Source organism: Lysobacter soli, from assembly GCF_003382285.1.
Taxonomy (GTDB): domain Bacteria; phylum Pseudomonadota; class Gammaproteobacteria; order Xanthomonadales; family Xanthomonadaceae; genus Lysobacter_J; species Lysobacter_J soli.
The window spans coordinates 1-22,830 of the sequence record NZ_QTJR01000012.1; the positions used below are offsets into that span (position 1 = coordinate 1).

General features: G+C 68.8%; 23 protein-coding genes. 14 read left to right on the top strand and 9 right to left on the bottom strand.

Translation table 11 applies throughout. The features are described from left to right. Nucleotides 1–262 precede the first annotated feature (262 nt). A complete protein-coding gene (locus DX912_RS14625; RefSeq protein ID WP_181902852.1) occupies nucleotides 263–2,548 on the bottom strand; it encodes a DUF1631 family protein in 2,286 nt (761 codons plus the stop codon). A 123-nt stretch (nucleotides 2,549–2,671) separates the two neighbouring features. On the opposite strand from DX912_RS14625, the gene DX912_RS14630 reads away from it, so the two are divergent. The 3 genes from DX912_RS14630 to DX912_RS14640 are packed head-to-tail and all read left to right on the top strand — an operon-like array spanning nucleotide 2,672 to nucleotide 4,822. After that, nucleotides 2,672–3,274 carry a nitroreductase family protein gene (locus DX912_RS14630; protein ID WP_115843578.1) on the top strand — a complete coding sequence of 201 codons (603 nt, stop codon included), beginning with the start codon at nucleotides 2,672–2,674 and terminating at the stop codon, nucleotides 3,272–3,274. Beyond that, a complete protein-coding gene (locus DX912_RS14635; protein ID WP_115843580.1) occupies nucleotides 3,259–4,218 on the top strand; it encodes a 5'-3' exonuclease in 960 nt (319 codons plus the stop codon). Before DX912_RS14630 ends, DX912_RS14635 begins: the two co-directional genes overlap by 16 nt. 37 nt (nucleotides 4,219–4,255) lie before the next feature. Then, nucleotides 4,256–4,822, top strand: coding sequence for an NUDIX hydrolase (locus DX912_RS14640; protein WP_115843582.1), 567 nt, complete (start codon nucleotides 4,256–4,258; stop codon nucleotides 4,820–4,822). Nucleotides 4,823–4,871: 49 nt separating this feature from the next. Here the strand turns inward: DX912_RS14640 and DX912_RS14645 are convergent, their stop codons facing one another. Together DX912_RS14645 and pip are read right to left on the bottom strand one after the other, a co-directional pair. Continuing rightward, nucleotides 4,872–6,284, bottom strand: a complete 1,413-nt coding sequence (locus DX912_RS14645) for a sugar porter family MFS transporter (protein ID WP_115843584.1) — start codon at nucleotides 6,282–6,284, stop codon at nucleotides 4,872–4,874. A 130-nt stretch (nucleotides 6,285–6,414) separates the two neighbouring features. Then, nucleotides 6,415–7,359 carry a prolyl aminopeptidase gene (gene pip, locus DX912_RS14650; protein ID WP_115843587.1) on the bottom strand — a complete coding sequence of 315 codons (945 nt, stop codon included), beginning with the start codon at nucleotides 7,357–7,359 and terminating at the stop codon, nucleotides 6,415–6,417. Between the two features lie 162 nt (nucleotides 7,360–7,521). Between pip and DX912_RS14655 the strand changes: the two genes are divergently transcribed. Beyond that, nucleotides 7,522–8,142, top strand: a complete 621-nt coding sequence (locus tag DX912_RS14655; RefSeq protein ID WP_115843589.1) for a hypothetical protein — start codon at nucleotides 7,522–7,524, stop codon at nucleotides 8,140–8,142. Nucleotides 8,143–8,198: 56 nt separating this feature from the next. On the opposite strand, the gene prmC is transcribed toward DX912_RS14655, so the two are convergent. Then, a complete protein-coding gene (gene prmC / locus DX912_RS14660; RefSeq protein ID WP_115843591.1) occupies nucleotides 8,199–9,068 on the bottom strand; it encodes a peptide chain release factor N(5)-glutamine methyltransferase in 870 nt (289 codons plus the stop codon). 216 nt (nucleotides 9,069–9,284) lie between these two features. Here prmC and ahpC point away from each other — a divergent pair, with 216 nt between their 5' ends. The 3 genes from ahpC (at nucleotide 9,285) to DX912_RS14675 (ending at nucleotide 12,682) form a co-directional block, all read left to right on the top strand. Then, nucleotides 9,285–9,848, top strand: a complete 564-nt coding sequence (gene ahpC, locus DX912_RS14665) for an alkyl hydroperoxide reductase subunit C (RefSeq protein WP_115843593.1) — start codon at nucleotides 9,285–9,287, stop codon at nucleotides 9,846–9,848. Between the two features lie 209 nt (nucleotides 9,849–10,057). Next, nucleotides 10,058–11,644: an alkyl hydroperoxide reductase subunit F gene (gene ahpF / locus DX912_RS14670; RefSeq protein ID WP_115843595.1), complete on the top strand. Its 1,587-nt coding sequence runs from the start codon at nucleotides 10,058–10,060 to the stop codon at nucleotides 11,642–11,644. Nucleotides 11,645–11,746: 102 nt separating this feature from the next. Continuing rightward, entirely contained in the window at nucleotides 11,747–12,682 is a 936-nt protein-coding gene (locus DX912_RS14675) for a LysR substrate-binding domain-containing protein (protein WP_115843597.1), read from the top strand. A gap of 28 nt (nucleotides 12,683–12,710) precedes the next feature. Here DX912_RS14675 and DX912_RS14680 read toward each other — a convergent pair whose 3' ends face one another. From DX912_RS14680 to DX912_RS14690, 3 genes are all read right to left on the bottom strand, one after another. Then, nucleotides 12,711–13,262 (bottom strand): hypothetical protein, encoded by a 552-nt coding sequence (locus DX912_RS14680; RefSeq protein ID WP_147298654.1) that lies wholly within the window; start codon nucleotides 13,260–13,262, stop codon nucleotides 12,711–12,713. 89 nt (nucleotides 13,263–13,351) lie between these two features. Next, nucleotides 13,352–13,873, bottom strand: a complete 522-nt coding sequence (locus tag DX912_RS14685; protein ID WP_115843601.1) for an adenine phosphoribosyltransferase — start codon at nucleotides 13,871–13,873, stop codon at nucleotides 13,352–13,354. Nucleotides 13,874–13,920: 47 nt separating this feature from the next. Beyond that, nucleotides 13,921–14,196 carry a putative signal transducing protein gene (locus DX912_RS14690; RefSeq protein WP_115843603.1) on the bottom strand — a complete coding sequence of 92 codons (276 nt, stop codon included), beginning with the start codon at nucleotides 14,194–14,196 and terminating at the stop codon, nucleotides 13,921–13,923. 155 nt (nucleotides 14,197–14,351) lie between these two features. Here DX912_RS14690 and DX912_RS14695 point away from each other — a divergent pair, with 155 nt between their 5' ends. From DX912_RS14695 to DX912_RS14715, 5 genes are all read left to right on the top strand, one after another. Further along, entirely contained in the window at nucleotides 14,352–16,118 is a 1,767-nt protein-coding gene (locus tag DX912_RS14695; protein WP_115843613.1) for a glutamine--tRNA ligase/YqeY domain fusion protein, read from the top strand. 17 nt (nucleotides 16,119–16,135) lie between these two features. Then, complete coding sequence (locus DX912_RS14700) at nucleotides 16,136–16,567, top strand: hypothetical protein (protein ID WP_115843615.1); 432 nt, start codon at nucleotides 16,136–16,138, stop codon at nucleotides 16,565–16,567. Then, nucleotides 16,567–17,142 carry a nucleoside deaminase gene (locus tag DX912_RS14705; protein ID WP_115843617.1) on the top strand — a complete coding sequence of 192 codons (576 nt, stop codon included), beginning with the start codon at nucleotides 16,567–16,569 and terminating at the stop codon, nucleotides 17,140–17,142. Before DX912_RS14700 ends, DX912_RS14705 begins: the two co-directional genes overlap by 1 nt. Before the next feature lie 13 nt (nucleotides 17,143–17,155). Further along, nucleotides 17,156–18,235, top strand: coding sequence for a 23S rRNA (cytidine(2498)-2'-O)-methyltransferase RlmM (gene rlmM, locus DX912_RS14710; RefSeq protein ID WP_115843619.1), 1,080 nt, complete (start codon nucleotides 17,156–17,158; stop codon nucleotides 18,233–18,235). 119 nt (nucleotides 18,236–18,354) lie between these two features. Then, nucleotides 18,355–19,044, top strand: coding sequence for an EF-hand domain-containing protein (locus DX912_RS14715; protein WP_115843621.1), 690 nt, complete (start codon nucleotides 18,355–18,357; stop codon nucleotides 19,042–19,044). Nucleotides 19,045–19,098: 54 nt separating this feature from the next. Here DX912_RS14715 and DX912_RS14720 read toward each other — a convergent pair whose 3' ends face one another. Both DX912_RS14720 and ubiH read right to left on the bottom strand, forming a co-directional pair. Then, nucleotides 19,099–20,292: an FAD-dependent oxidoreductase gene (locus tag DX912_RS14720; protein WP_115843776.1), complete on the bottom strand. Its 1,194-nt coding sequence runs from the start codon at nucleotides 20,290–20,292 to the stop codon at nucleotides 19,099–19,101. Next, nucleotides 20,289–21,581, bottom strand: a complete 1,293-nt coding sequence (ubiH, locus tag DX912_RS14725; RefSeq protein WP_115843623.1) for a 2-octaprenyl-6-methoxyphenyl hydroxylase — start codon at nucleotides 21,579–21,581, stop codon at nucleotides 20,289–20,291. Before ubiH ends, DX912_RS14720 begins: the two co-directional genes overlap by 4 nt. Before the next feature lie 53 nt (nucleotides 21,582–21,634). Here ubiH and DX912_RS14730 point away from each other — a divergent pair, with 53 nt between their 5' ends. Beyond that, nucleotides 21,635–22,261 carry a DUF6580 family putative transport protein gene (locus DX912_RS14730; protein ID WP_198173813.1) on the top strand — a complete coding sequence of 209 codons (627 nt, stop codon included), beginning with the start codon at nucleotides 21,635–21,637 and terminating at the stop codon, nucleotides 22,259–22,261. Between the two features lie 13 nt (nucleotides 22,262–22,274). Continuing rightward, nucleotides 22,275–22,829 carry a cob(I)yrinic acid a,c-diamide adenosyltransferase gene (locus DX912_RS14735; RefSeq protein ID WP_115843625.1) on the top strand — a complete coding sequence of 185 codons (555 nt, stop codon included), beginning with the start codon at nucleotides 22,275–22,277 and terminating at the stop codon, nucleotides 22,827–22,829. Nucleotide 22,830: the final 1 nt, after the last annotated feature.

Below are 22,830 nucleotides of genomic sequence, written 5' to 3' on the forward strand. Positions count from 1 at the left end.
ATGACGGTGATGTAACTCACCGCTGCCGGAGTGCCCGGATGTTACGGGCCTGGATCCCGGCTTTCGCCGGGATGACGCGGTGTGGTTTTCCGTCGATGGAGTGCCGGGACGTTACGAGCCTAGGTCTCAGGCCTACGGAATGACGGTGAGGTGGTTCGCCGTCATCGGAGTGCCCATTCGCTACGGGCCTGGGCCCCGGCGTTCGCCGGGATGACGATGAAGACGATCGGCCGAGCAAACCGCTCGCCTGAAGTCGGAGAACTCAGCGCGTCGCCGACGCCCGGTCCAGATGGCGCTTCACCTGTCGCATCGCCTCGTCGAACGCCGTGCGCTCCGCGCCGATCGTCAGGCGGCCGGCGCCGGCCAATGCGGCCAGTTCCTCGGCCGAGGCGACCAGCACGCGCAGGCCGCGGCGGTTCACCAGCAGGTAGCGCGAGGTGAGCGGGCTCAGCCAGGCCACCTTCACCGCCGTGCTCTCGCCTTCGACGTTGGTCAGGCGCAACCAGTCGCCCACTTCCAGCGTGCTCATGCGCTCGGCCAGCAGCGGGTCGTGGCGAACGCCGTCGGCATCGCCGACCAGCCACAGGCGACGCTCGGCTTCACCCGCATCGTCCTCGGGCATGGACTCGGGCGATACCGGTACGTGGCGGCGCGGCGTATCCGGCGTCGCCAGTGCGCGCACCAAGCCGGCCATGCCGTGCTGGGCGGCGCTGTCGTCGAGGCCGGAGCTGGCCAGGCAATCGATGATCGCCGGCTGCAGCGCGAGCAGCTGGTCGGCCAGTTCGCGGCCGCGCCCTTCGCCGGCGAGGCGGTCGGCCATCACCAGCGCGTCGCCGAGCGCGATGGCCTCGGCGTGGCGGCGCTGGTCGGTGTTCTCGCGCAACAACGTCTGCACGACGTGGTGGCGCCACGGCATGGCAAGGAAATCCGCCACCGCCTGCGTCAGGGTCGACTCGCCCAGGCGTTCTTCCAGCGCCGACTCGGCCTGCGCGCGCGCGGCGCCCAGGCGCTCCCGGCCGTAGGTGGCCTTGGCGGCGCGCTGTTCCTGCAGCTCGAAGCGGCGGCGCTGCTGCGCCAGTACGGCATCGAGTTCGGCGTGCGCCAGTTCGAATACCGCGAGGTCTTCGTTGTAGTCGGCGACGATACGCTGCGAAATCTCGGTGGCACGGTCGAGCAGCTCGCGATCCTGCGGCGTTTCGCCGTCGTTGCCCTCGCAGGCCTCGGTGATCGCGTCGAGCAGCCGGCGCGCCGGGTGTTCGCGCTTCACGAACACGGCGTTGTCGGTCAGCGCGACCTTCACGTACGGGAGCACCAGGCGCGCGTACAGGCGGCGCGCGCGGTCCTGCAGCGCGTTGTGGCGGAACAGCGAGTCGAAGAGCATCGCCACCAGGTCGATCGCGTCTTCCTCTTCCGGACTGAAGCAGGCCTGGTCGGGGTTGAGCCCGAGGCGGCGCGCGCCGTCCTGCAGATGGTCGCGGATGGTTTCGCCCAGGCGGCCGGTGACGGCCAGCGCGCGTGCGAACGCGTCCGGCGGCTCGGCCTGGAGGAGCGATGCGACGTTGAGGATCTCGTCCACGCGCATCTCGCGACGCTGCATGACGGGACGCTCGGGCGCGTGGCCGCCCCCGGTGGCGACGTCGCCGCGCGAGATCGACTCGCGCCACGCGTGCAGCTGGCCGCGTAGCTGGGCCAGTTCCTGCGCCATCGCGGCGATGTCCTGCTGCGACATCGGCGGGCCGGACGAGCGGCCGGTCGGCTCGCCGACCATGCCCGGGCCGGGACCAAGGCCGGCGCCGTAGCCGCCACCGCCCGCGCCGAAACCGTCCTGCGCACCGTAACCGCCGTAGCCACCGGCGGGCGCGCCGCCATCGCCACCGCGCCGCGCCTCTTCCGGCGGACGCGACGCGACCGGTGCGCCGTAACCCGAGCTGGCCAGCAACGCGTTGACGCGCGCGTACAGATCGCCGAGCAGGCGGATCAGCTCGGTCTCGTAATGGCGGAACAGGCGACCGCGCAGCGTGTCGGGCACCTGCGCGTCCAGCAGCGTCTGCGAGAACGCGGTGACCAGGCGCTCCGGACCGATAGGGTTCAGCCCCGCCGGCACACGCAGGGATTCGGAGAGCGCCTGCAGGCGGCTCTGCAACGTATCCAGCGGGCGGGCGAAGCGGGCGACCAGCGATTCGTTGAGGCGGCCGCTGGCCAGTTCGTATTCCAGCTGCTGTTCGTCGAGCAGCCGCAGCGTGACGTCGCCGCCGCTGCGGATGCGCAGGGCGCGGAAATCGTCGAAGGCCTGCGCGATCTGCTGGCGGTACTTCATGACGTGCGATGCCTGGTGCTGGCGCAGCACCCACAACGCCGCCTGTTCCTCGTAATGATTGGACTTGCCGTCGCCCTTGAGCGAGGCGACCTTCAGGGCATCTTCCACCGGGCCATACAGCGTGCCCGGCAGGCCGCCGAGGACCTCCAGGGACAAACGCTTGATCTCCTCGAGCACGCGCAAGGGATCGGTACGCGTGGCTTGAGCGACGCCGTGCGGGTAGCCGGACACTTCGATGTCCCCTGTTACATGAAGCGGAACGTGGGCCGAATCTGCCGCTTGCCGGCAGTTCCCCGGCGCATAGTGGCAAGATACGACACCGTCTTGCAGGCCCACATTAGATAATTGTGACTGATGTCGCTAAACACTTCTGACCCTCGGCAAATCGACCTGGCCCTGGCCGGGCTGGATGCCCGCCGGTCGGTCCCGCCGAAGCAGCTCGGCGAGCCCGCCCCCGATCCCGACACCCTCCTGCGCATGCTCCAGTCGGCCGTCCGCGTGCCCGACCACGGCAAGCGGGTGCCCTTCCGGTTCCTGAGCTTCCGGGGCGAGGCCCGGCACGCGTTCGGCGAGCGCTTGGCCGCCCGCAGCCGCGAGCGCGACCCGGGGGCCAGCGAGGCGGTGTTCGAGAAGGACCGGAGCCGATTCTCGCATGCGCCGCTGGTCGTGGCCGTGATCGGTCAGTTCGGTCCGGACGAAAAGATTCCTGAATCCGAGCGGTTCTCGACCGCCTCGTGCGTCTGCTTCGCCCTCCTCCAGGCCGCCCAGGCACTGGGCTTCGGCGGGATCTGGCTGACCGGCTGGCTCGCCTACGACGAGCAGGTCGACCGCTGGCTGGGCCTGGGCGAGCACGAGCGCGTGGTCGGCTACATCCACATCGGCACGCCGAAGCTCGACGCGCCCGAGCGCGAGCGCCCCGATCCGCGCGAGCTGCTGACCGAATGGACGCCGTCGTGAGCGCGCCTGTCGCTCCGTCCGCCACGGCGGCCAGCGGGACGCTGTACCTCGTCGATGCGAGCATGTACGTGTTCCGCGCCTGGCACTCGATGCCCAACGAGTTCCACGACAACGACGGCTGGCCGACCAACGCCGTGCACGGCTTCGCGCGCTTCCTGCTGGAACTGCTCGACCGCGCGCGGCCGCAGCACATCGCCATCGCGTTCGACGAGGCGCTGGATTCGTGCTTCCGCAACGCGATCTATCCCGCCTACAAGGCCAACCGCGAATCGGCGCCGGAAGAGCTGCGGCGCCAGTTCGTCCACTGCCGCACGCTGTGCGCGGCGCTGGGCCTGGCGGTGCTCGCACATGGCGAGTACGAGGCCGACGACCTGATCGGCAGCGCCGTTGCGGCGTCGCGCGCGCACGGGTTCCGATCGGTCATCGTCTCGGCCGACAAGGACCTCTCGCAGCTGCTGGGCGACCACGACGAGCAGTGGGATTTCGCGAAGGGCCAGCGCTGGGGGGCGGCCGGCGTGCCCGAGCGCCATGGCGTGCTCGCGCACCAGATCGCCGACTACCTGGCGCTGACCGGCGACGCGGTCGACAACATCCCCGGCGTGCCCGGCATCGGGTCGAAGACCGCGGCCGCGCTGCTGGGGCATTTCGGCTCGCTCGATGCCCTGCTCGAGCGCGTGGAGGAAGTGCCGTTCCTGCGTCTGCGCGGCGCGGCGTCCACCGCGGCGAAGCTGCGTCTGCATCGCGAACAGGCACTGTTGTGCCGTCAGCTGACGACGATCGCGCTGGATGCGCCGCTGGGCGAAACCTCGCTGCACTTCACGCGTGGCAGTGCGGACGCGGCGATCCTGGGTTCGCTGTGCGATTCGCTGCGCTTCGGCCCGATGACGCGTCGCCGCCTCTACCAGTCCGCCGGCCTCGACTTCGCCCCGTCACAGGCGTCGTAATACGATCGGACGCAATCGCAACGAGCACCCGCACCGCATGAACGCAAAGCCCGCCGGACACGACGACGACCCCGTGGAAACGCTGTACGAGGGCCCGTGGCTGCGCATGCTGCGGCGCGGTCGCTGGGAGTACGTCGAACGCACCACCGGCGAAGGCATGGCGGTGATCGTCATCGCCGTCACGCCCGACGACAAGCTGCTGTTCGTCGAACAGTTCCGCGTTCCGCTGGGCGCGCCGACCATCGAGATGCCCGCGGGCCTGGTCGGCGACAACCACGATACCGATACCCTCGAAGCCGCCGCCGGTCGCGAGCTCATCGAGGAAACCGGCTGGTCGGCGCAGCGGCTGGAAGTGCTGCTGGTCGGCCCGACCTCCGCCGGCATGAGCAGCGAGCGCATCGCCTTCGTGCGTGCGCGCGGATTGACGCGTGTCGGCGCGGGCGGCGGCGTGGACAACGAGAACATCACCGTCCACGAAGTCCCGCGCGCGCAGGCGCCGGCGTGGCTCATGCAGAAACGGCGCGAAGGCTACGAGCTGGACCTCAAGCTCTGGGCCGGCCTGTGGATGCTCGAACACAACCCGGACGGCACGCCGGCCGACTGATCCGGAACCCTCCCTCTCCCGTCGCGGGAGAGGGAGTGATGCATGGCGCTCAGCCCTGCATGTCTTCCAGTTCGACGCCGCGCGTTTCGCGTACGGCCTTCAGCACGAACACCAGCGAGAGCAGCGCGAACGTCGCGTACAGGCCGTAGGCGAAACTCAGGCCGATTTCCGCCAGCTTCGGGAAGCTCACCGTGACGGCGAAATTCGCCAGCCATTGCGCCGATGCCGCCACCGCGAGCGCGATCGCGCGGATGCGGTTGGGGAACATCTCGCCGAGCAGCACCCACACCATCGGTCCCCAGCTCAGGCCGAAGAACACGACGTAGGCGTTCGCCGACACCAGCGCGACCATGTTCCAGGGCTGCGGCAACGACAGCGACGCGCCCTCGCCGGTGGCCTGCGCGAAGCACAGCGCCATCAGGCCCAGCGTCACCGTCATGCCGACCGAACCGACGACCAGCAGCGGTTTGCGGCCGACCTTGTCGACCAGCGCGATGGCCAGCAGCGTCACCAGCACGTTCACGACCGAGGTCACGACGGTGATGGTGAACGCATCGGATTCGCTGAAACCGACCGAATGCCACAGCGTGGAGCTGTAGTAGAAGATCACGTTGATGCCGACCGCCTGCTGGAACACCGACAGCGCGATACCAACCCACACGATCGGCAGCAGGCCCAGGCGCTGGCCGCGCAGATCGCGCAGACGCGGGCGCACTTCGCTGGCGAGGCTGCGCTGGATGTCGTGCAGCTTGGCCTCGAGCGCCGGACCGTTCGGCAGTGCGAGCATCTGGCGCAGCACGTCGCGCGCTTCGTCGATGCGTCCCTTCGCGACCAGGTGACGCGGGGATTCGGGAACGCCGAGCACGAGCGTGCCGTAGATCAGCGCCGGCACCGTGGCGACCAGGAACATCCAGCGCCACGCTTCCATACCCAGCCACGCGGACTTGGCCGCGCCGCCGGCCACGCCGGCGATCCAGGCATCGCTGAGCAGCGCCGCGAAGATGCCGAGCACGATCGCCAGCTGCTGCAGCGAACCCAGTCGTCCGCGCACGTGCGCCGGCGAGACTTCGGCGATGTACGCCGGCGCGATCACCGACGCCACGCCGATGCCGACGCCGCCAACGAAACGCCACGCGATGAGGTCCCACAACCCGACGACCAGCCCGGAGCCCAGCGCGCTGGCGAACAGCAACACGGCCGCCACCTGCATCGTGCGCACGCGGCCCCAGCGGTCGGCGACGGGCCCGGCGTACCACGCGCCCAGCGCCGCGCCGAGCAACGCGCACGACACCGCGAAACCAATGCGCGCCGCGTCCAGCGCGAAGCCGCCGCGGACCGCATCGACCGCGCCGTTGATCACCGCCGAATCGAAGCCGAACAAAAAGCCGCCCATCGCGGCGGCCAGGGAAACCAGCACCACGCGCGAAGTGGCGTGCTGCTGCGCTTGCATCGTCGTATCCATCGTCTCTCCGGAGCGCCCACGATGGGCGCCGTGCGCGGCCGATTGTGCGTGGCCGCGCGCGCAGCGGAAGGCTTGAATACGTATGCAGTCGCCGGGGCCGGGCGTTCCAGCCCCGGGTTTTCAGAAAAAGTCAGCGGGCGAAGCGGTCGGTGGCGCGCACCAGGGCATCGACGTTTTCCGCTTCGAACGCGGAGTGCCCGGATGCCGGGGTGATCTCCAGGTCCGCTTTCGGCCAGGCTTTTTTCAGGTCCCACGCGTTGGCGACGGGACACACGACGTCGTAGCGGCCGTGCACGATCACGCCCGGGATGTCGGCGATGCGATGCGCGTCGCGGAGCAACTGATCGTCGACTTCGAAAAATCCGCTATTGACGAAGTAGTGGTTTTCGATACGCGCAAACGCGAGCGCGAACTGCGGATCCTCATGGCTCGCCGCGAAATCCGGATCGACGTGCAGGAAGCTCGTCGCGCCTTCCCAGACGCTCCACGCCTTGGCGGCGGCCAGTCGGGTGGCTTCGTCCGGCGAGGTCAGGCGGCGATGGAATGCGCTGATGAGATCGTGCCGCTCGACGACCGGAATCGCCGACAGGTAGTGCTCCCACGCATCCGGGAACAGGCGCGAGGCGCCTTCCTGGTAGAACCACTCCAGCTCCCAGCGACGCAGCATGAAGATGCCGCGCAGCACCAGTTCGGTCACGCGCTGCGGATGCGCCTGCGCGTAGGCGAGCGCGAGCGTGGAGCCCCACGACCCGCCGAACACCTGCCACGTGTCGATGCCGAGCTTGCCGCGCAGGCGTTCGATGTCGGCGACCAGGTCCCACGTGGTGTTGTCGACCAGGTCGGCGTGCGGCGTCGAGCGCCCGCTGCCGCGCTGGTCGAACAGCACGATGCGGTAACGCGCCGGATCGTGGAAACGCCGCATCTTCGCGCTGCAGCCCGCGCCCGGACCGCCGTGCAGCAGCACGACGGGCTTGCCGTCGGGATTGCCGCACTGCTCGTAGTACAGCGTGTGCCGGTCGTCGACCTTGAGCGTGCCGGTGTCGAAGGGTTCGATGTCGGGGTAAAGCGTGCGCATCGCGGGGTCTCGCCGAATGAGTGGCGAAATTCTAGCGCGCACGGGCCGACGACCTTTTCTCGGCGAACGAATTTTTAAGAACCGTCCGATGTGGACGGCGAAACGCCGCGGGTCTACTGCGCGCCCCGGCGACCGCCGGGAAGCCCCCACAAGGAAACACCCGTGAAGAAGTCCCTCCTCGCCGTGGCGCTCGCCGCCGCTCCCTTCCTCGCCAACGCCAGCGAATCCAACGGCATCGGCTACGACTACGCCCAGCTCGACTACACCTACCAGGATGCAAGCGGCCCGTATCTCAACGGCGGCACGCTGAGCGGCTCGTACTCCTTCAACGACAACGTGTTCGGCACGGCCAGCTACGGCAAGGTCACCGACACATACAACGACTGGTTCTCCGACGCGCGCGTGCACGTCAAGTCGGAAGCCTGGTCGCTGGGCGTCGGCATGAACACCGCCATCGGCTCGCGCGCCGACTGGGTGTCGCAGATCGCCTACGTCGACAACGACATCAGCGCCCGCGTGCACCACGACGTGTGCCCGGACTGCAACGCAAGCGTGAACTACAAGGGTGGCAAGATCAGCACCGGCATCATGGGGCGCGTGACCGACCAGCTCACCGCCAACGCCTACCTGGGCTACGAGGACTACGATCACGGCTACGATGGCAACTACTTCGCCGACTTCGGCGTCGTCTATGCCTTCAACTCGACCTGGGGCCTGCACAGCAGCCTGACGCTGGCCGACGGCAGCGATACGTACAACATCGGCGTTCGCGCCAGCTTCTGATCGCATCGCGATCAGTACGACCAAGCCCGCTCCGGCGGGCTTTTTCGTTGGCGTCGTCAGCGACGTCGCCCGAGGGTGACGCGGTCGCGGTGCTCCCAGTCCTGCACTGTCTCGACTGCCTCGAAGCCTGCGCGCGCGAACACCTCGCGAACGGCGTCGCCCTGATCCCACCCGTGCTCCACCAGCAACCAGCCGCCTTCGTGCAGATGAATCGGCGCTGCCGCCGCGATGCGCCTGATGTCGTCGAGACCATCCGCACCCGAAGCCAACGCGCTCGCCGGTTCGAAGCGGAGATCGCCCTGCCCCAGATGCACGTCGTCGTCGGCGATGTACGGCGGGTTGCTTGCGATGAGGTCGAAGCGCTCGCCGGCGAGCGGCGTGAGCCAGTCGCCCTCGCGGAAGTCCACGCGCGACAGCCCCAGCGCCTGCGCATTGGCCCTTGCGACGACGAGCGCCTCCGCGCTGGCGTCGGTCGCCACGATCTGCGCCAGCGGACGTTCGAACGCGATCGCCAGCGCGATGGCGCCGGTACCCGTGCCGAGGTCGGCCACGCGCAGCGGCACGCCTTCCGGCAGCCGGTCGAGGGCGAGTTCGACCAAGCGCTCGGTTTCCGGCCGCGGGATCAGCGTCGCCGGCGTCACCGCCAGGTCGAAGCGCCAGAAACCGCGGTGGCCGATCAGGTACGCAACCGGCTCACCGGCCAGCCGACGGTCGATCAGGCGGTTGAATTCGGCGACGTGGGCAGCTGAAGGGGCGTCGTCGCGATGCGTGTACAGCCACGTCGGTCCGACGCCGAGCACGTGGGCGAGCAGGCGTTCGGCTTCGGGGCGGGCTTCGTCGCCGGGCAAGCGGGCGGCGGCCTCGGCCAACAGCCCGCCGACCGTCGTCCGAGGAGGTTCGACGCCTGTTGGAGGGGATTCATGCATCCGGGCATTTTCGCGTGCTGGTTCGCCGCCGGGGAGCCCTTGCGAGGGCCACTGGTGCCCCGCATGTCGAATAGGAGCGGCTTCTATCGTTGGACCAATTCAATAGTCAATGCCTATTGAATCAATTCCATCAATCAACTTGATGGATTGGATTGGTCTGCTTACCCTGTCCGCACTGGTTTTTACCCCTCACCCACCCAGCCAAAGGAACCTCCTATGTCGCTGATCAACACCGAAGTCCTGCCGTTCAAGGCCACCGCCTATAAGGCCGGTGAGTTCATTGAAGTCACCAATGCCGACCTGAAGGGCAAGTGGTCCGTCGTGTTCTTCTACCCGGCCGACTTCACCTTCGTCTGCCCGACCGAGCTGGGCGACCTGGCCGACAACTACGCCGAGTTCCAGAAGCTGGGCGTCGAGATTTACGGCGTGTCGACCGACACCCACTTCACCCACAAGGCGTGGCACGACACCTCCGACACGATCAAGAAGATCCAGTACCCGCTGGTCGGCGACCCGACGGGCGTCATCACCCGCAACTTCGGCGTGATGATCGAAGAAGCCGGCCTGGCCGATCGCGGCACGTTCGTGATCGATCCGGAAGGCAAGATCCAGCTGGTCGAGATCAACGCCGGCGGCATCGGCCGCGACGCGGGCGAGCTGCTGCGCAAGGTGAAGGCCGCCCAGTACGTCGCCGCGCATCCGGGCGAGGTCTGCCCGGCCAAGTGGAAGGAAGGCGAGCAGACCCTGAAGCCGTCGCTGGACCTGGTCGGCAAGATCTGACGACCCACGCCGCGCCCTGATCGCAGGGCGCGGCACGGAACGGGGCGGGCCGCAACCGGACCCGCCCTGCTCCACCGCCTCCCGCACGGAGGCGCGCCGGTCGCCAGGCGACCTCTCTCTTTTCGAATGTCGCGACGCCCGGGTTCTCTCCCTCCCTCCGCCCGGGCGCTCGCGGCGTTCATCCCCACGAAACACATTGGAGTCATCGCATGTTGGACGCCGATCTCAAGACCCAGTTGAAGGCCTACCTCGAAAAGGTCACGCAGCCGATCGAGCTCGTCGCCTCGCTCGATGACGGCGACAAGTCGCGCGAGCTGGAAGGCCTGCTGCAGGACATCGCCGCACTGTCGGACAGGATTTCCTATTCGCGCCGCGACGACGATGCGCGCCGCCCGTCCTTCGCGATCAACCGCGCCGGCACGGACGTGGGCGTGCGCTTCGCCGGCATTCCGATGGGCCACGAGTTCACCTCGCTCGTGCTCGCCCTGTTGCAGGTAGGCGGGCATCCCTCCAAGGCCGCGCCGGAGCTGCTGGAGCAGGTGCGCGACCTGGAAGGCGAATACCACTTCGAAACCTACTTCTCGCTCTCGTGCCAGAACTGCCCGGACACGGTTCAGGCGCTGAATCTCATGAGCGTGATCAACCCCAACATCCACCATGTCGCCATCGACGGCGCGCTGTTCCAGGACGAGGTCGAGCAGCGCCAGATCATGTCGGTGCCGACGGTGCTGCTCAACGGCCAGCCGTTCGACCAGGGCCGCATGACCATCGAACAGATCATGGCCAAGCTCGACACCGGCGCATCGACGCGCGATGCCGAGAAGATCAAGGCCAAGGACGCGTTCGACGTGCTCGTGATCGGCGGCGGCCCGGCCGGTGCCGCGGCGGCGATCTACGCCGCGCGCAAGGGCATCCGCACGGGCGTGGCGGCCGAGCGTTTCGGCGGCCAGGTGCTGGACACGATGGCGATCGAGAACTTCATCTCCGTCACCTACACCGAAGGCCCAAAGCTCGCGTCCGCGCTCGAACAGCACGTGCGCGAGTACGACGTCGACATCATGAACCTGCAGCGCGCGAGCAAGCTGGTTCCGGCGAGCGAGCCGGGCGGCCTGATCGAAGTGCAGTTGGAGAACGGTGCGTCGCTGAAGTCGCGCAGCGTGGTGCTGTCGACCGGTGCGCGCTGGCGCCAGATGAACGTGCCGGGCGAGCAGGAATACCGCAACAAGGGCGTGGCGTACTGCCCCCACTGCGACGGCCCGCTGTTCAAGGGCAAGCGCGTGGCGGTCATCGGCGGCGGCAACTCGGGCGTCGAGGCCGCGATCGACCTGGCGGGCATCGTTTCGCACGTCACGCTGATCGAGTTCGATGGCCAGCTGCGCGCCGACGAAGTGCTGCAGCGCAAGCTGCGTTCGCTGGCGAACGTCACGGTCATCACCAACGGGCAGACGACCGAAGTGCTCGGCGACGGCCAGAAGGTGACCGGCCTGATTTACAAGGACCGCGTTTCGGGCGACCCGATCCAGGTCGACCTGGAAGGCATTTTCGTGCAGATCGGCCTGTTGCCGAACACCGAATGGCTGAAGGGCGCCGTGGCGCTGTCGCCGCGCGGCGAAATCGAGGTCGATTCGCACGGCCGCACGTCGGTGCCGGGCGTGTTCGCCGCCGGCGACGCCACGACCACGCCGTTCAAGCAGATCGTCATCGCGATGGGTGAAGGCTCGAAGGCCGCGCTGAGCGCCTTCGACCACCTGATTCGCACCAGCGCACCGGCGCAGGCCACCGCCGCCGCGGCGTAAGGAACCGGCCGCGCCGCTCCCCTGCTTGCGGGGGAGCGGCGCGAGGCCGATGCTTCGCCTACCACGCAGCATCCACGCAGTCTCCGACGCGAGGGACCCGCCTTGAACCTGCGCGATCTCAAGTACCTGGTGGCCCTGGCCGACCACAAGCATTTCGGCCGCGCCGCCGCGGCCAGCTTCGTCAGCCAGCCGACGCTGTCGACCCAGATCAAGAAGCTCGAGGACGAACTCGGCGTCGCGCTCGTCGAACGCGCGCCGCGCCGCGTGATGCTCACGCCGGTCGGCCGCGAAGTCGCCGAACGCGCGCGCAAGGTCATCGCCGACGTGGAGCAGATGGCGGAGATCGCGCGCCGCAGCCAGGATCCCGAAGCCGGCACCGTGCGGCTCGGCCTGTTTCCCACGCTCGGCCCGTACCTGTTGCCGCACGTCGTGCCGCGGCTGCGCCAGCGTTTCCCGCGCCTGGAACTGCTGCTGATCGAAGAGAAGACCGACCAGATCCTGCAGCGCCTGCGCGACGGGCGGCTCGACGCGGGCCTGCTCGCCTTGCCGATCCACGACGACCAGCTGCACGTGGAAGTGCTGTTCGACGAGCCCTTCGTGCTGGCGGTGCCGCAACAGCATTCGATGGCCGAACACGATTCGCTCGAACTTGGCGACCTCGACCACCAGCACCTGCTGCTGCTCGAGGAAGGCCACTGCCTGCGTGACCAGGCGCTGGACGTCTGCCACATGGCCGGCGCCGACGAACGCGATGGTTTCCGCGCGACCAGTCTGGAAACGCTGCGGCAGATGGTCGCCGCCGGCGTCGGCATCACGCTGCTGCCGGTGCTCGCGGTGCAGCCGCCGGTGCCGTCCTCCCCCGACATCCACCTGCTGCGTTTCCGCGGCCAGCCGCCGCACCGCCAGATCGCGATGGTGTGGCGCCGCAGCTCGGCGATGGGCGACTTCCTGATGCAGCTGGCAGCCGAATTCCGCAAGTTGCCCGAGCAGCTGCTGCGCCCCCCGCAACCGGCGCCGTCGCAGGACAGCCGGCTCTGATCAGCCACGCCTGATCAGCCACGCCTGATCACGCCATCTGCGTCTGCCCCAGCCGGTAACGCGTGAGCAGCGTCGTGCTCACCAGCATGACGATGACCAGGAACGTGCATCCAGCGTGGACGCGCCGGTTCGTCGTCCACGCGCACCAGATCATCAGGAAGATGCCGAGCACCTGCACGAGGCGGAACGGCACGATGAGCGAGCGCAGACCCATCGCCGATTCCAGCACCAGCGCCCACGCGCCGGCCGCCGCGAGCAGGCCGAAGAAGACGGTGCGCGTGTCGTAGTAGTGGCGTTCCACGTCGATGGTGCCGTCGACCAGTTCCGGCAGCAGCACGTGGCTGGCGATCACCAGCGTGGCCGGGCCGAGCAGCACGAACGCGAAGCCGGTGTAGGTCCATTCGGCGACGCCGCGCATCATCCAGAACGACCACCACATCTGGACGTGCAGGCCGATCATCAGCACCAGCCAGATCGCGTGCAGCCAGTAGAACCTCACGCGACGGCGCACCTGCACCATGTTGCCGATGCCCGCGATCAGCTGCGTCAGGCCCAGCCCGAGCACCATGGACACCATCACCGACAGGTAGTTTTGAACGCGTCCATAGGCCCGACCTCGCAAGGTGGACTGGCACGTCGTGGCGCGCGATGGCGGCGCGCCGCGAAGGATCAGTAGTGCAGCAGCGCCTGCAGCGGCACGCCCTGCGGCCAGCGCGAACGGCCGCCCAAAGCGTCCAGTTCGATCAGCACGCTCGCGCCGACGAGGCTCGCGCCGAGCTTGCCCGCCAGTTCGCGCGCGGCCGCCAGCGTGCCGCCGGTGGCGAGCACGTCGTCGACGATCAGCGTGCGTTCGCCCGGGCGTAGCGCGTCGTTGCGCGCCTGCAGCCGGTCGGTGCCGTATTCCAGCGCGTAATCCACCTCGACCAGCGGCGGCGGGAGCTTGCCCGGCTTGCGCAGTGGGACGAAACCGGCATGCAGCTTCTGCGCAAGCGCCGCGCCGAAGATGAAACCGCGCGATTCGATCCCGCACACCGCCTGCACTTCGCTGCCCTGCCACGGCTCGGCCATCGCGTCGATGCAGCGCGCGAAACCGCCGGCGTCGGCCAGCAGCGGGGTGACATCGCGGAAGGTCACGCCGGGCTTGGGAAAGTCGGCGACGGCGCGGATGAGCGAATCGAAATCGAAGGACATGGCGCGGGGCCCATGAAACGGCCGGTCACGATACCGGAAAGCGCCGTTCAGGCCGGAAGCCAGCCCTGTGACGCGTCCGGGGCTTCGTCGTCGTCCGGAAGCGCTTCGACCGGCTGGTTCAACGGGAGCGTGTCGACGATGTCCTTCGCCTGTGGCCAGACGATGTCGGGCACGCAGACCAGGATGGTCCCGAACAGCGGCAGCTCGCCCATGCCGCCGGTCAGCGCCTCGCCCTGCAGGAAGACGGGGATTTCCTCGGCTTCCAGCGCGTGCCGCACCAGGTGGGCGTCGATCAGGTTCGCGGCTTGGTAGACGATTTTCATGGCGATGCTCCCGGCAGCGGCCTTCGGAGAGGCTCGCCGACAGCATACGCCCGGCCTGAACACGCCGAAGCGGTGCCCGCGCGCCACAACGGGGATGACGGCGGGGACCGGCCGCACCGGCTAAACTTGCCGGTCTTCCCCGCCCTGGCTCAAGCATGTCCGCTACGCCCCACCACGCCGCTCCCGCCAATCCGTCCGCCCCCGAGTCCGCCGCACCCGCGAAGCAGGACTTCATCCGGCAGATCGTTCGCGAGGACCTGGCCAGCGGCAAGCACCAGGCGATCCGCACGCGTTTCCCGCCCGAGCCCAACGGCTACCTGCACATCGGCCACGCCAAGGCGATCTGCCTGGACTTCGGCATCGCGGCGGAGTTCGGCGGCGACTGCAACCTGCGCCTGGACGACACCAACCCGGTGAAGGAAGACCCGGAGTACGTCCGCGCGATCCAGGACGACGTGCGCTGGCTCGGCTTCGAGTGGCACGACCTGCGCCACGCCTCGGACTACTTCGGCGTGCTCTACCTCGCCGGCGAGAAGCTGATCCGTCAGGGCGACGCGTTCGTGTGCGATCTCACGCCGGAACAGGTGCGCGAATACCGCGGCACCCTGACCGAGCCGGGCCGCGAGTCGCCGTTCCGCAACCGCAGCGTCGAGGAAAACCTTGATCTGTTCCGTCGCATGCGCGCCGGCGAGTTCCCGGACGGCACGCGCACGCTGCGGGCGAAGATCGACATGGCCAGCGGCAACATGAACCTGCGCGATCCCGCGCTGTACCGCATCAAGCACGTCGAGCACCAGAACACCGGCCGCGAATGGCCGATCTACCCGATGTACGACTTCGCGCACTCGCTCAGCGACGCGGTCGAAGGCATCACGCATTCGCTGTGCACGCTGGAATTCGAGGACCATCGCCCGCTGTACGACTGGTGCGTGGACAAGGTGGACCTGGCGAATTCGCCGGAGCTGCTCGAACCGGTGCTGTCGAAGGGCTACCCGAAGGAAGCCAGCAAGCCGCGCCAGATCGAGTTCTCGCGCCTGAACTTCAACTACCTGGTGATGAGCAAGCGCAAGCTGCTGGCGCTGGTGAACGAAGGTCTGGTCGATGGCTGGGACGATCCGCGCATGCCGACGCTGCAGGGCATCCGCCGCCGCGGCTACACACCGAGCGCGCTGCGCCTGATGGTCGACCGCGTCGGCATCAGCAAGCAGAACTCGCTGCTCGACATCTCCATCCTCGAAGGCGCGCTGCGCGACGACCTCGACGCCGCGGCGCAGCGCCGCATGGCGGTGATCGATCCGCTGAAGCTGGTCATCACCAACCTGTCGGCGACGCACGAGGAATCGCTGACGTTCCCGAACCATCCCAAGGACGAGAGCGCCGGCACGCGCAGCGTTCCGTTCTCCAACGAGCTGTGGATCGAGCGCGAGGACTTCGAGGAAGTGCCGCCGAAGGGCTTCAAGCGCCTGATCCCGGGCGGCGAAGTGCGCCTGCGCGGAGCCGGCATCTTCCGCTGCGATGAAGTGATCAAGGACGGCGACACGGTCGTGGAGATCCGCGGCGAACTCGATCCCGAATCGCGCCCCGGCATGGCCGGCGCCGATCGAAAGATCAAGGGCACGATCCACTGGGTGAGCGCGAAGCACGCGGTGAAGGCCGAAGTGCGCCTGTACGACCGCCTGTTCCTCGTGCCCGATCCGGACAACGACGAAGGCGGCAAGACGTACAAGGATTACCTGAACCCCGACTCGCGTCGCACCGTCACCGGCTACGTCGAACCGGCGGCGGCGAACGCGAACCCGGAGCAGTCGTTCCAGTTCGAGCGCATCGGCTACTTCGTGGCCGACCGCTTCGATCACCGCAGCGACGCGCCGGTGTTCAACCGCAGCGTCACGCTGCGCGACACCTGGACCACGAAGGGCTGATCGACAAGGAGCACGCCATGCGCCGCCTGCTGACCGCACTGCTGGTTTCGTCCCTGCTCGCGCTCGCCGCGTGCGCGCCGCATTCCGAGAACGCGATCGCCGCCACGCCTGCAGCGGATGCGGCGCAGGCCACCGCACCCCAGCCAACGCGCGCACGGGCCCCTGAGCCTGCGCCGAAGGAGCGCCAGGCCGAGCCGGCCGGCACGCCCGTCAAACTCGATTTCAGCTGCAAGACCGATGCCGACTGCGCGGTGAAGAACGTCGGCAACTGCTGCGGCGCCAAGCCCGCATGCGTCAACGCGAACAGCCCGACCGATCCGGAGGGCGTCAAGGCCGAGTGCGCGCGCAAGGGCATGATGGCGATGTGCGGCTTCAAGGCCATCGAGGGTTGCACGTGCGAGCAGGGCCAGTGCAAGGACAAGATCGCCGAAGTGGAAGCGGTGCACTGATGCTCTACGCGCAGGTTCATCTCACGCTGCCGGCATGGGTGCACGAGTCGGTCGATACGCAGCGCCTGTACGTCGGCGACGCCGCCAAGGTCGAACTCGCCATCGCGCTGTCGCGCATGAACATCGAGGCCGGAAGCGGCGGGCCGTTCGGCGCGGCGGTGTTCGGGCCGGACGAGCGCATCATCTCCGTCGGCGTGAACCGCGTACTGCCGCACACCTGCTCGCTCGCGCACGCCGAAACGATGGCCTACATGCTCGCCCAGCAGCGCACGCAGCGCCCGCGCCTGAACGAGGACGCGATCGGCGAGCGGCTCGGCCCCATCACGCTGGCGACCTCGTCGCAGCCGTGCTGCCAATGCTATGGCGCGACGATCTGGGCCGGCGTCGATCGCCTGGTCATCGGCGCGCGCAGCGAGGACGTCGAAACGCTTACCGAATTCGACGAAGGCCCGCTGCCGGCGGACTGGATCGGCGAACTCGAACGCCGCGGGATCGAAGTCGTGCGCGACGTGCATCGCGACCTCGCACGCGATGTGCTGCGCGCGTACGGCGAGTCCGGCGGCGAGCGTTACTGACGCACGCACCCTCATGACCACGCCAGGCGACGCCCTGCTCTGCTACTGCCGCCCCGGCTTCGAGCCCGAACTCGCGGCCGAACTCAACGAACGCGCCGCGCACGCCGGTCATCCGGGCTATGCGCGGACCGAACGAAACAGCGGCTTCGTCGAATTCCTTGGCGCCGACGCCGGAGCGCTGAGCCAGGCGCTTCCCTTCCAGTCGCTGATCTTCGCGCGGCAGAAGCTCACGCGGATCGCCGAACTTCGCGACCTCGACCCGAAGGACCGCATCACGCCAATCCTGCGCGCGCTCGAAACCACGCTGGGCAACGCGCACACCTTCGGCGAGCTGTGGGTCGAGCATCCCGATTCGGACGAAGCCAAGCCGCTTGCGGGCCTGGCGCGTGCGTTCGGCAACGCGCTGCGTCCGGTGCTGCGGAAGAACGGCTGGCTCAAGCAGTTCGACGATTCGCGGCGCGCGCGGCTGCATGTCGTCTTCCTCGCCGGCGACCACGTGCTGCTCGCGGTCGGCGAAGCCGGCGACAGCGCGCCGTGGCCGCTCGGTATCCCCCGCCTGCGCATGCACGCCGACGCCCCCAGCCGTTCCGCGCTGAAGCTGGAAGAAGCGCTGATGGTGCTGATGACCGAGAAGGAACGCGAGCGCCTGTTTCGTGAAGGCATGCGCGGCGCGGATCTCGGCGCCGCGCCCGGCGGCTGGACCTGGGTGATGGTGCGCCAGGGTTTGAAGATGATCTCGGTCGACAACGGGCCGTTGCGCGAGCACCTGCTCGAAAGCGGCCGCGTCGAGCATTTGCGCGAGGACGGCTTCCACTGGCAGCCGCGCGCGCCGCTGGACTGGATGGTGTGCGACATGGTCGAACAGCCGCGTCGCGTCGCCGAACGCATGGGCACCTGGTTCCGCGAAGGCTGGTGCAGGCACGCCATCTTCAACCTCAAGCTGCCGATGAAGAAGCGCTGGGACGAAACGCGCCTGTGCCTATCGCTGTTCGAGGAAGGCGCCGGCAAGCCGCTGCTGGTGCGCGCGCGTCAGCTGTACCACGACCGCGAGGAGATCACGGTGTTCGCGACGCCGCCTTCGACCGCGCGATGACGCTGCACTCACGTGGATGAACGTCCGGTGTCGCGCTTTCATGCGCGCGACCGGATTTGACCTGCGGTTGATCCGGGCGGGACTAGCGTCGGCCCGTCCCACCAGCGAGGTCCAATGACATGAAGTCCACGCATCACTCCAATCCCACGCTGCTCGCGATCGCGCTCGTCGCCGTGCTCGGCGTCGCCGGTCCCGCCGCGGCACAACGTACGCAGGGCGAGCCGGCCAAGTCGAAGGTGCAGGCCGAGGCGGCCGCCGAGGTCGCTTCCGACCAGGCCGAAGCGGCGCGCGCCAGCGCAGAGACCGCGCGTCAGGCGACCAGCGTCAGCGGCGGCGTTTACACCACGATCAACCAGCAGGCCGATGCGGCCAACAAGGCTGCCAACCAGGCGGTCAACGCGGCGCACGACGCGCGCAGCGCGCAGTCCGCCGCTCAGAGCTCGGCCAATCCGAAGCAGGGCGCGGCTGAAGCGCGCGAGGCGGCCAGCGCCGCCACGAGCGCGAGCCTGCAGGCGCAGGCCTCGGCCGACAGCGCAGTGCAGCAGGCCTATCCGCAGCCCGCTCCGGCGCCGGCGCCGGCACCGGCCTATACCGGCGCGCAGCCGAAGCAGGAAGTCCATGCGACTTCCAGCCCGCCGAACTCGACGCTGGCCAACAAGGTGAACTTCGAAGCGCTCGATGCGAACCGCGATGGCTCGCTGAGCAAGACGGAGGTCAGCAGCGAGACGACGATCTCGGCCGACTTCAACAAGATCGACGCGAACCACGACGGCCGCATCACCAAGGCGGAGCTTGCCGGCGGTAAGTGATCCATCGAAACCGCGGGCGACGGCGAACCCCTCCCAGGCCGGGAGGGGTTCGCTTTATTGGCCGGCGGCGTGGCGCCAGAACGCGTGCGTCAGCGGCGGCAACTTGCCGGCCAGACCCAGCAGCGGCCCGCGCAACAGCGTCGCGGCGACCGAATCGTTCGAGAACAGGCGATTGATGCCGTCGAACGCATGCGCGGACAGCGCGTTCTCGCTGCGCTGCGCACGCGCCCAGCGCGGCAGTCGCGCCGCGAGGTCCAGCCCGCGCGAGCGTGCATCGGCGAGGGTGCGCCGCAACGTTGCGACATCACGCAAACCGAGGTTCACGCCCTGCCCCGCGAGCGGATGCACCGCATGCGCGGCATCGCCGACCAGCGCGACGCGACCGGACGCGAGCGATTGCGCCAGCTGCAGCCGCAGCGGGAACGCCGCACGGCGCGACACGCCTCTGGACTCGCCGAGCGTTCCGGCGAACGCGTTGTCCAGCTCGCGCAGGAACGCGGCGGCGTCCACGTCGAGCAGACGCTGCGCTTCGGCATCCGGCAACGTCCACACGATCGAACTGACATGGCCATCGTCGAACGGAAGGAAAGCGAGCGGCCCGGTCGACAGGAAGCGCTGCCAGCACGTCGACCGGTGCGGCTTCCCGCTTTCGACGAACGCCACCAGCCCACGCTGGCCATAGTCGTGGCGTGGCGCTTCGATGCCTGCGAGCGAGCGCAGCTTCGACTCCGCGCCATCGGCGGCGACCACGATTTTCGAGCGCAGCGAAATCCCGCTTTCGAGCACGACCGTGGCGCCACTCTCGTCCTGCTCCAGGGCGACCACGCTGTCCGGGCAATGCACCTGCACGCCAGCACCGGGCAGCGCGTGCCACAGGCGATCGACGAGCAGCGCGTGTTCGACGATCCAGCCCAGTTCGCGACGACCGAAGGCGTCGGCATCGAACGTAAGTTCGCCGCCGCCGGCGGCGTCCCACACGCGCATCGCGCGGTACGCCTGCAGGCGCGCGTCGGCGACACCACGCCACACGCCCAGGTCATCGAGCAGCGCCGCGTTGTCCGGTGCGAATGCATAGACGCGCAGGTCGATGCGGTCGGAATCGGTCGGCAGCTTCTGCCATGCGGGCGGCTGGCGCGTTTCGACGAGCGCGACCTGCAAGCCGTCACGCGCGAATGCAAGCGCCGCCGCTGCGCCGACCACGCCGGCACCGACGACGATCACGTCGAACCCCGATCCGCGGCGGCTCATGCGCGCACCTCGCGGCACAGCGCCGGCACGTCGCCGCGATAGCCCATCGCGCCACCGACCAGGAACGATTGCGCCGAAGCGACGCGATCCACCGCGAACAGCCCCAGGCTGCGCAACGGACGAAGCAGCGACGCGTCATTGGCGGTGAGCCGCGCGAGGCCATCGGAGAAACCGATGGTGCGCTCGCGATCTTCGCGACGACGCTCGGCGTATCGCTGCAGCAGGGCGTCGCTTCCGCAGTCGGCGTGCGAGTCCTGCGCGCGTGCATCGGCGATGAGTTCGGCCAGCGTGAGCGCGTCCCGCAGGCCGAGGTTGAAGCCCTGCGCGCCGATCGGATGGATCGTCTGCGCGGCGTTGCCGACCAGCACGGCGCGCGGCGCGACGGTCCGCTGGGCGACGAGACGGATCGCCGGATGCGAGCTGCGCGGCCCGCATGAAAGAAGGCGCCCCGCGCGCCAGCCGAACACCTCCTGCGCGCGCGCGAGGAAGCCGGCTTCGTCGAGTGCCGCCACGTCGCCGGCCTCTTCGCGGGCGACGGCGTGGATCAGGCCGTAATGACGATCGCCGCGCGGGAGCAGCGCGGTCGGACCGTCGCCGGTCAGCCGTTCGTATGCGGTGCCGTCTGGTGCGCGCGAGCCGCGCACGCGCGTGACGAACAGCATCTGTCCGTAATCGTGCTCGTCCACGCCGATGCCCAGCGCGTCGCGCACGCCGCTGCGCGTGCCGTCGGCCGCGACAACGAGCCGCGCATGCAGCAGGCGTTCGCCGTCGGCGTCGGCCACGCGGATGGCGCGCACATCGTCGGTGCTTTCGGCGAACCCGAGGAAACGCACCCGGCGATGCCGCACCAGGCGCGCGGCCTCTGCAAGCCGCGCTTCGAGCGCGTCGCCGAAATCGCGCGCGACCACGACGCGACCGAACTCGGTGCGTCCATAGCGCGAGGCCTCGAGCAGGCTGCGGCCGAAATCGCCGCGCCGGCTGATGTGGATGCGCGCGATCGCACCGGTGGGCGCACGCAGTTTCTGCATCACGCCCAGCGCGGTCAGCGCGTTGATGGTGGCTTCGGCGAAGCTGAGGTTGCGCTCGTCGAACACCGGCGGCAGCGCGCCGGGCGGCGTGGCTTCGACCAGGCCCACGTGAAGGCCGAGGCGTTCCAGCGCGATCGCCAGGCTGGCACCGACCAGGCCACCGCCTACGATGAGGACATCGTGGACGTCTCGGGTCGAACCTTGGGCGGGGGAGTCTCCGGGCGCGCCGGAGGGCGGATTTGAGGGGGCCGCGACAGGCATTGCGCTATGCTAGCCGTTCCTGAAGGCCGTGACCTTCTCAAGACCCGAACACGATGAACCGTCCCGTTTCCGCCTCGCCTGCCACCTCCGGCCCGTCCGCTTCCAGCCTGTTCGCGCCCGGCCCGCTGGTGCTCATCGGCATGATCGTGGTCGCCGCGCTCACGCGCCTGCTGCCGCATCCGCCGAATTTCTCGCCGGTCGAAGCGGTCGCGCTGTTCGGTGGCGCCTACTTCGCCTCGCGCGCGATGGCCGTCGCCGTGCCGCTGGTGGCGATGCTGGTGTCGGACCTGATCCTCGGCCTCACGCTGGGCGGAACGTATTTCGAACACTTCACCAGCCCGGCCTACCTGGCGACGTGGCTGTCGGTCTACGCCTGCATCGCGCTGTCGGCGGTGCTGGGCTTCGGCCTGCGCGGCCGCGTCAACGGCGCGCGCGTGCTGGGCTACTCGCTGATGGGATCGGTGCTGTTCTTCGTGGTGACCAACTTCGCCGTGTGGGCAACCGCCACGCCGATGACCGCGCACCCGTCGTGCATGATCGGCCTGGCACCGTGCTACGCCGCGGCGCTGCCGTTCTTCCAGTGGACGCTGCTGGGCACGCTGTTCTACGCCGCGCTGCTGTTCGGCGGCTTTGCGCTGCTGCGCCGCCGCGTCCCGGCGCTGCGCGCGCAGACGGTGTAAGCGGCCTCGCCGCGTGGGCAACCGCCTCTCGAAGATCTACACCCGCACCGGCGACGACGGTACGACCGGCCTCGGCGACGGCAGCCGCGTCGCCAAGGACTCCGACCGCGTCGCCGCCTACGGCACGGTGGACGAAGCCAATTCGTGCATCGGCCTGGTGCTCGCCGCTGATGTCCCGGAGGACGTCCGCGCCCTGCTCACCACCGTGCAGCACCAGCTGTTCGACCTCGGTGGTGAACTGTGCATTCCGGGGCATGCGGCGATCTTCGATGCCGACATCGAACGCCTGGAACAGCAGCTCGACGCCTTCAACGAACCGCTCCCGCCGCTGAAGGATTTCATCCTGCCCGGCGGCGGCGAAGCAGCGGCGCGCTGCCACGTCGCACGCACCGTGGTGCGTCGCGCCGAACGCGAGGCGGTGTCGCTCTCGCGCATCGAGGACGTACGTCCGGAAGCGGTGCGCTATCTCAACCGCCTGTCCGACCTGCTGTTCGTGCTGGCCCGCGTGCTCGCGCGTGCCAGCGGCCACGGCGAAGTGCTGTGGAACCACGAGCGGCGCAAGGCCTGAC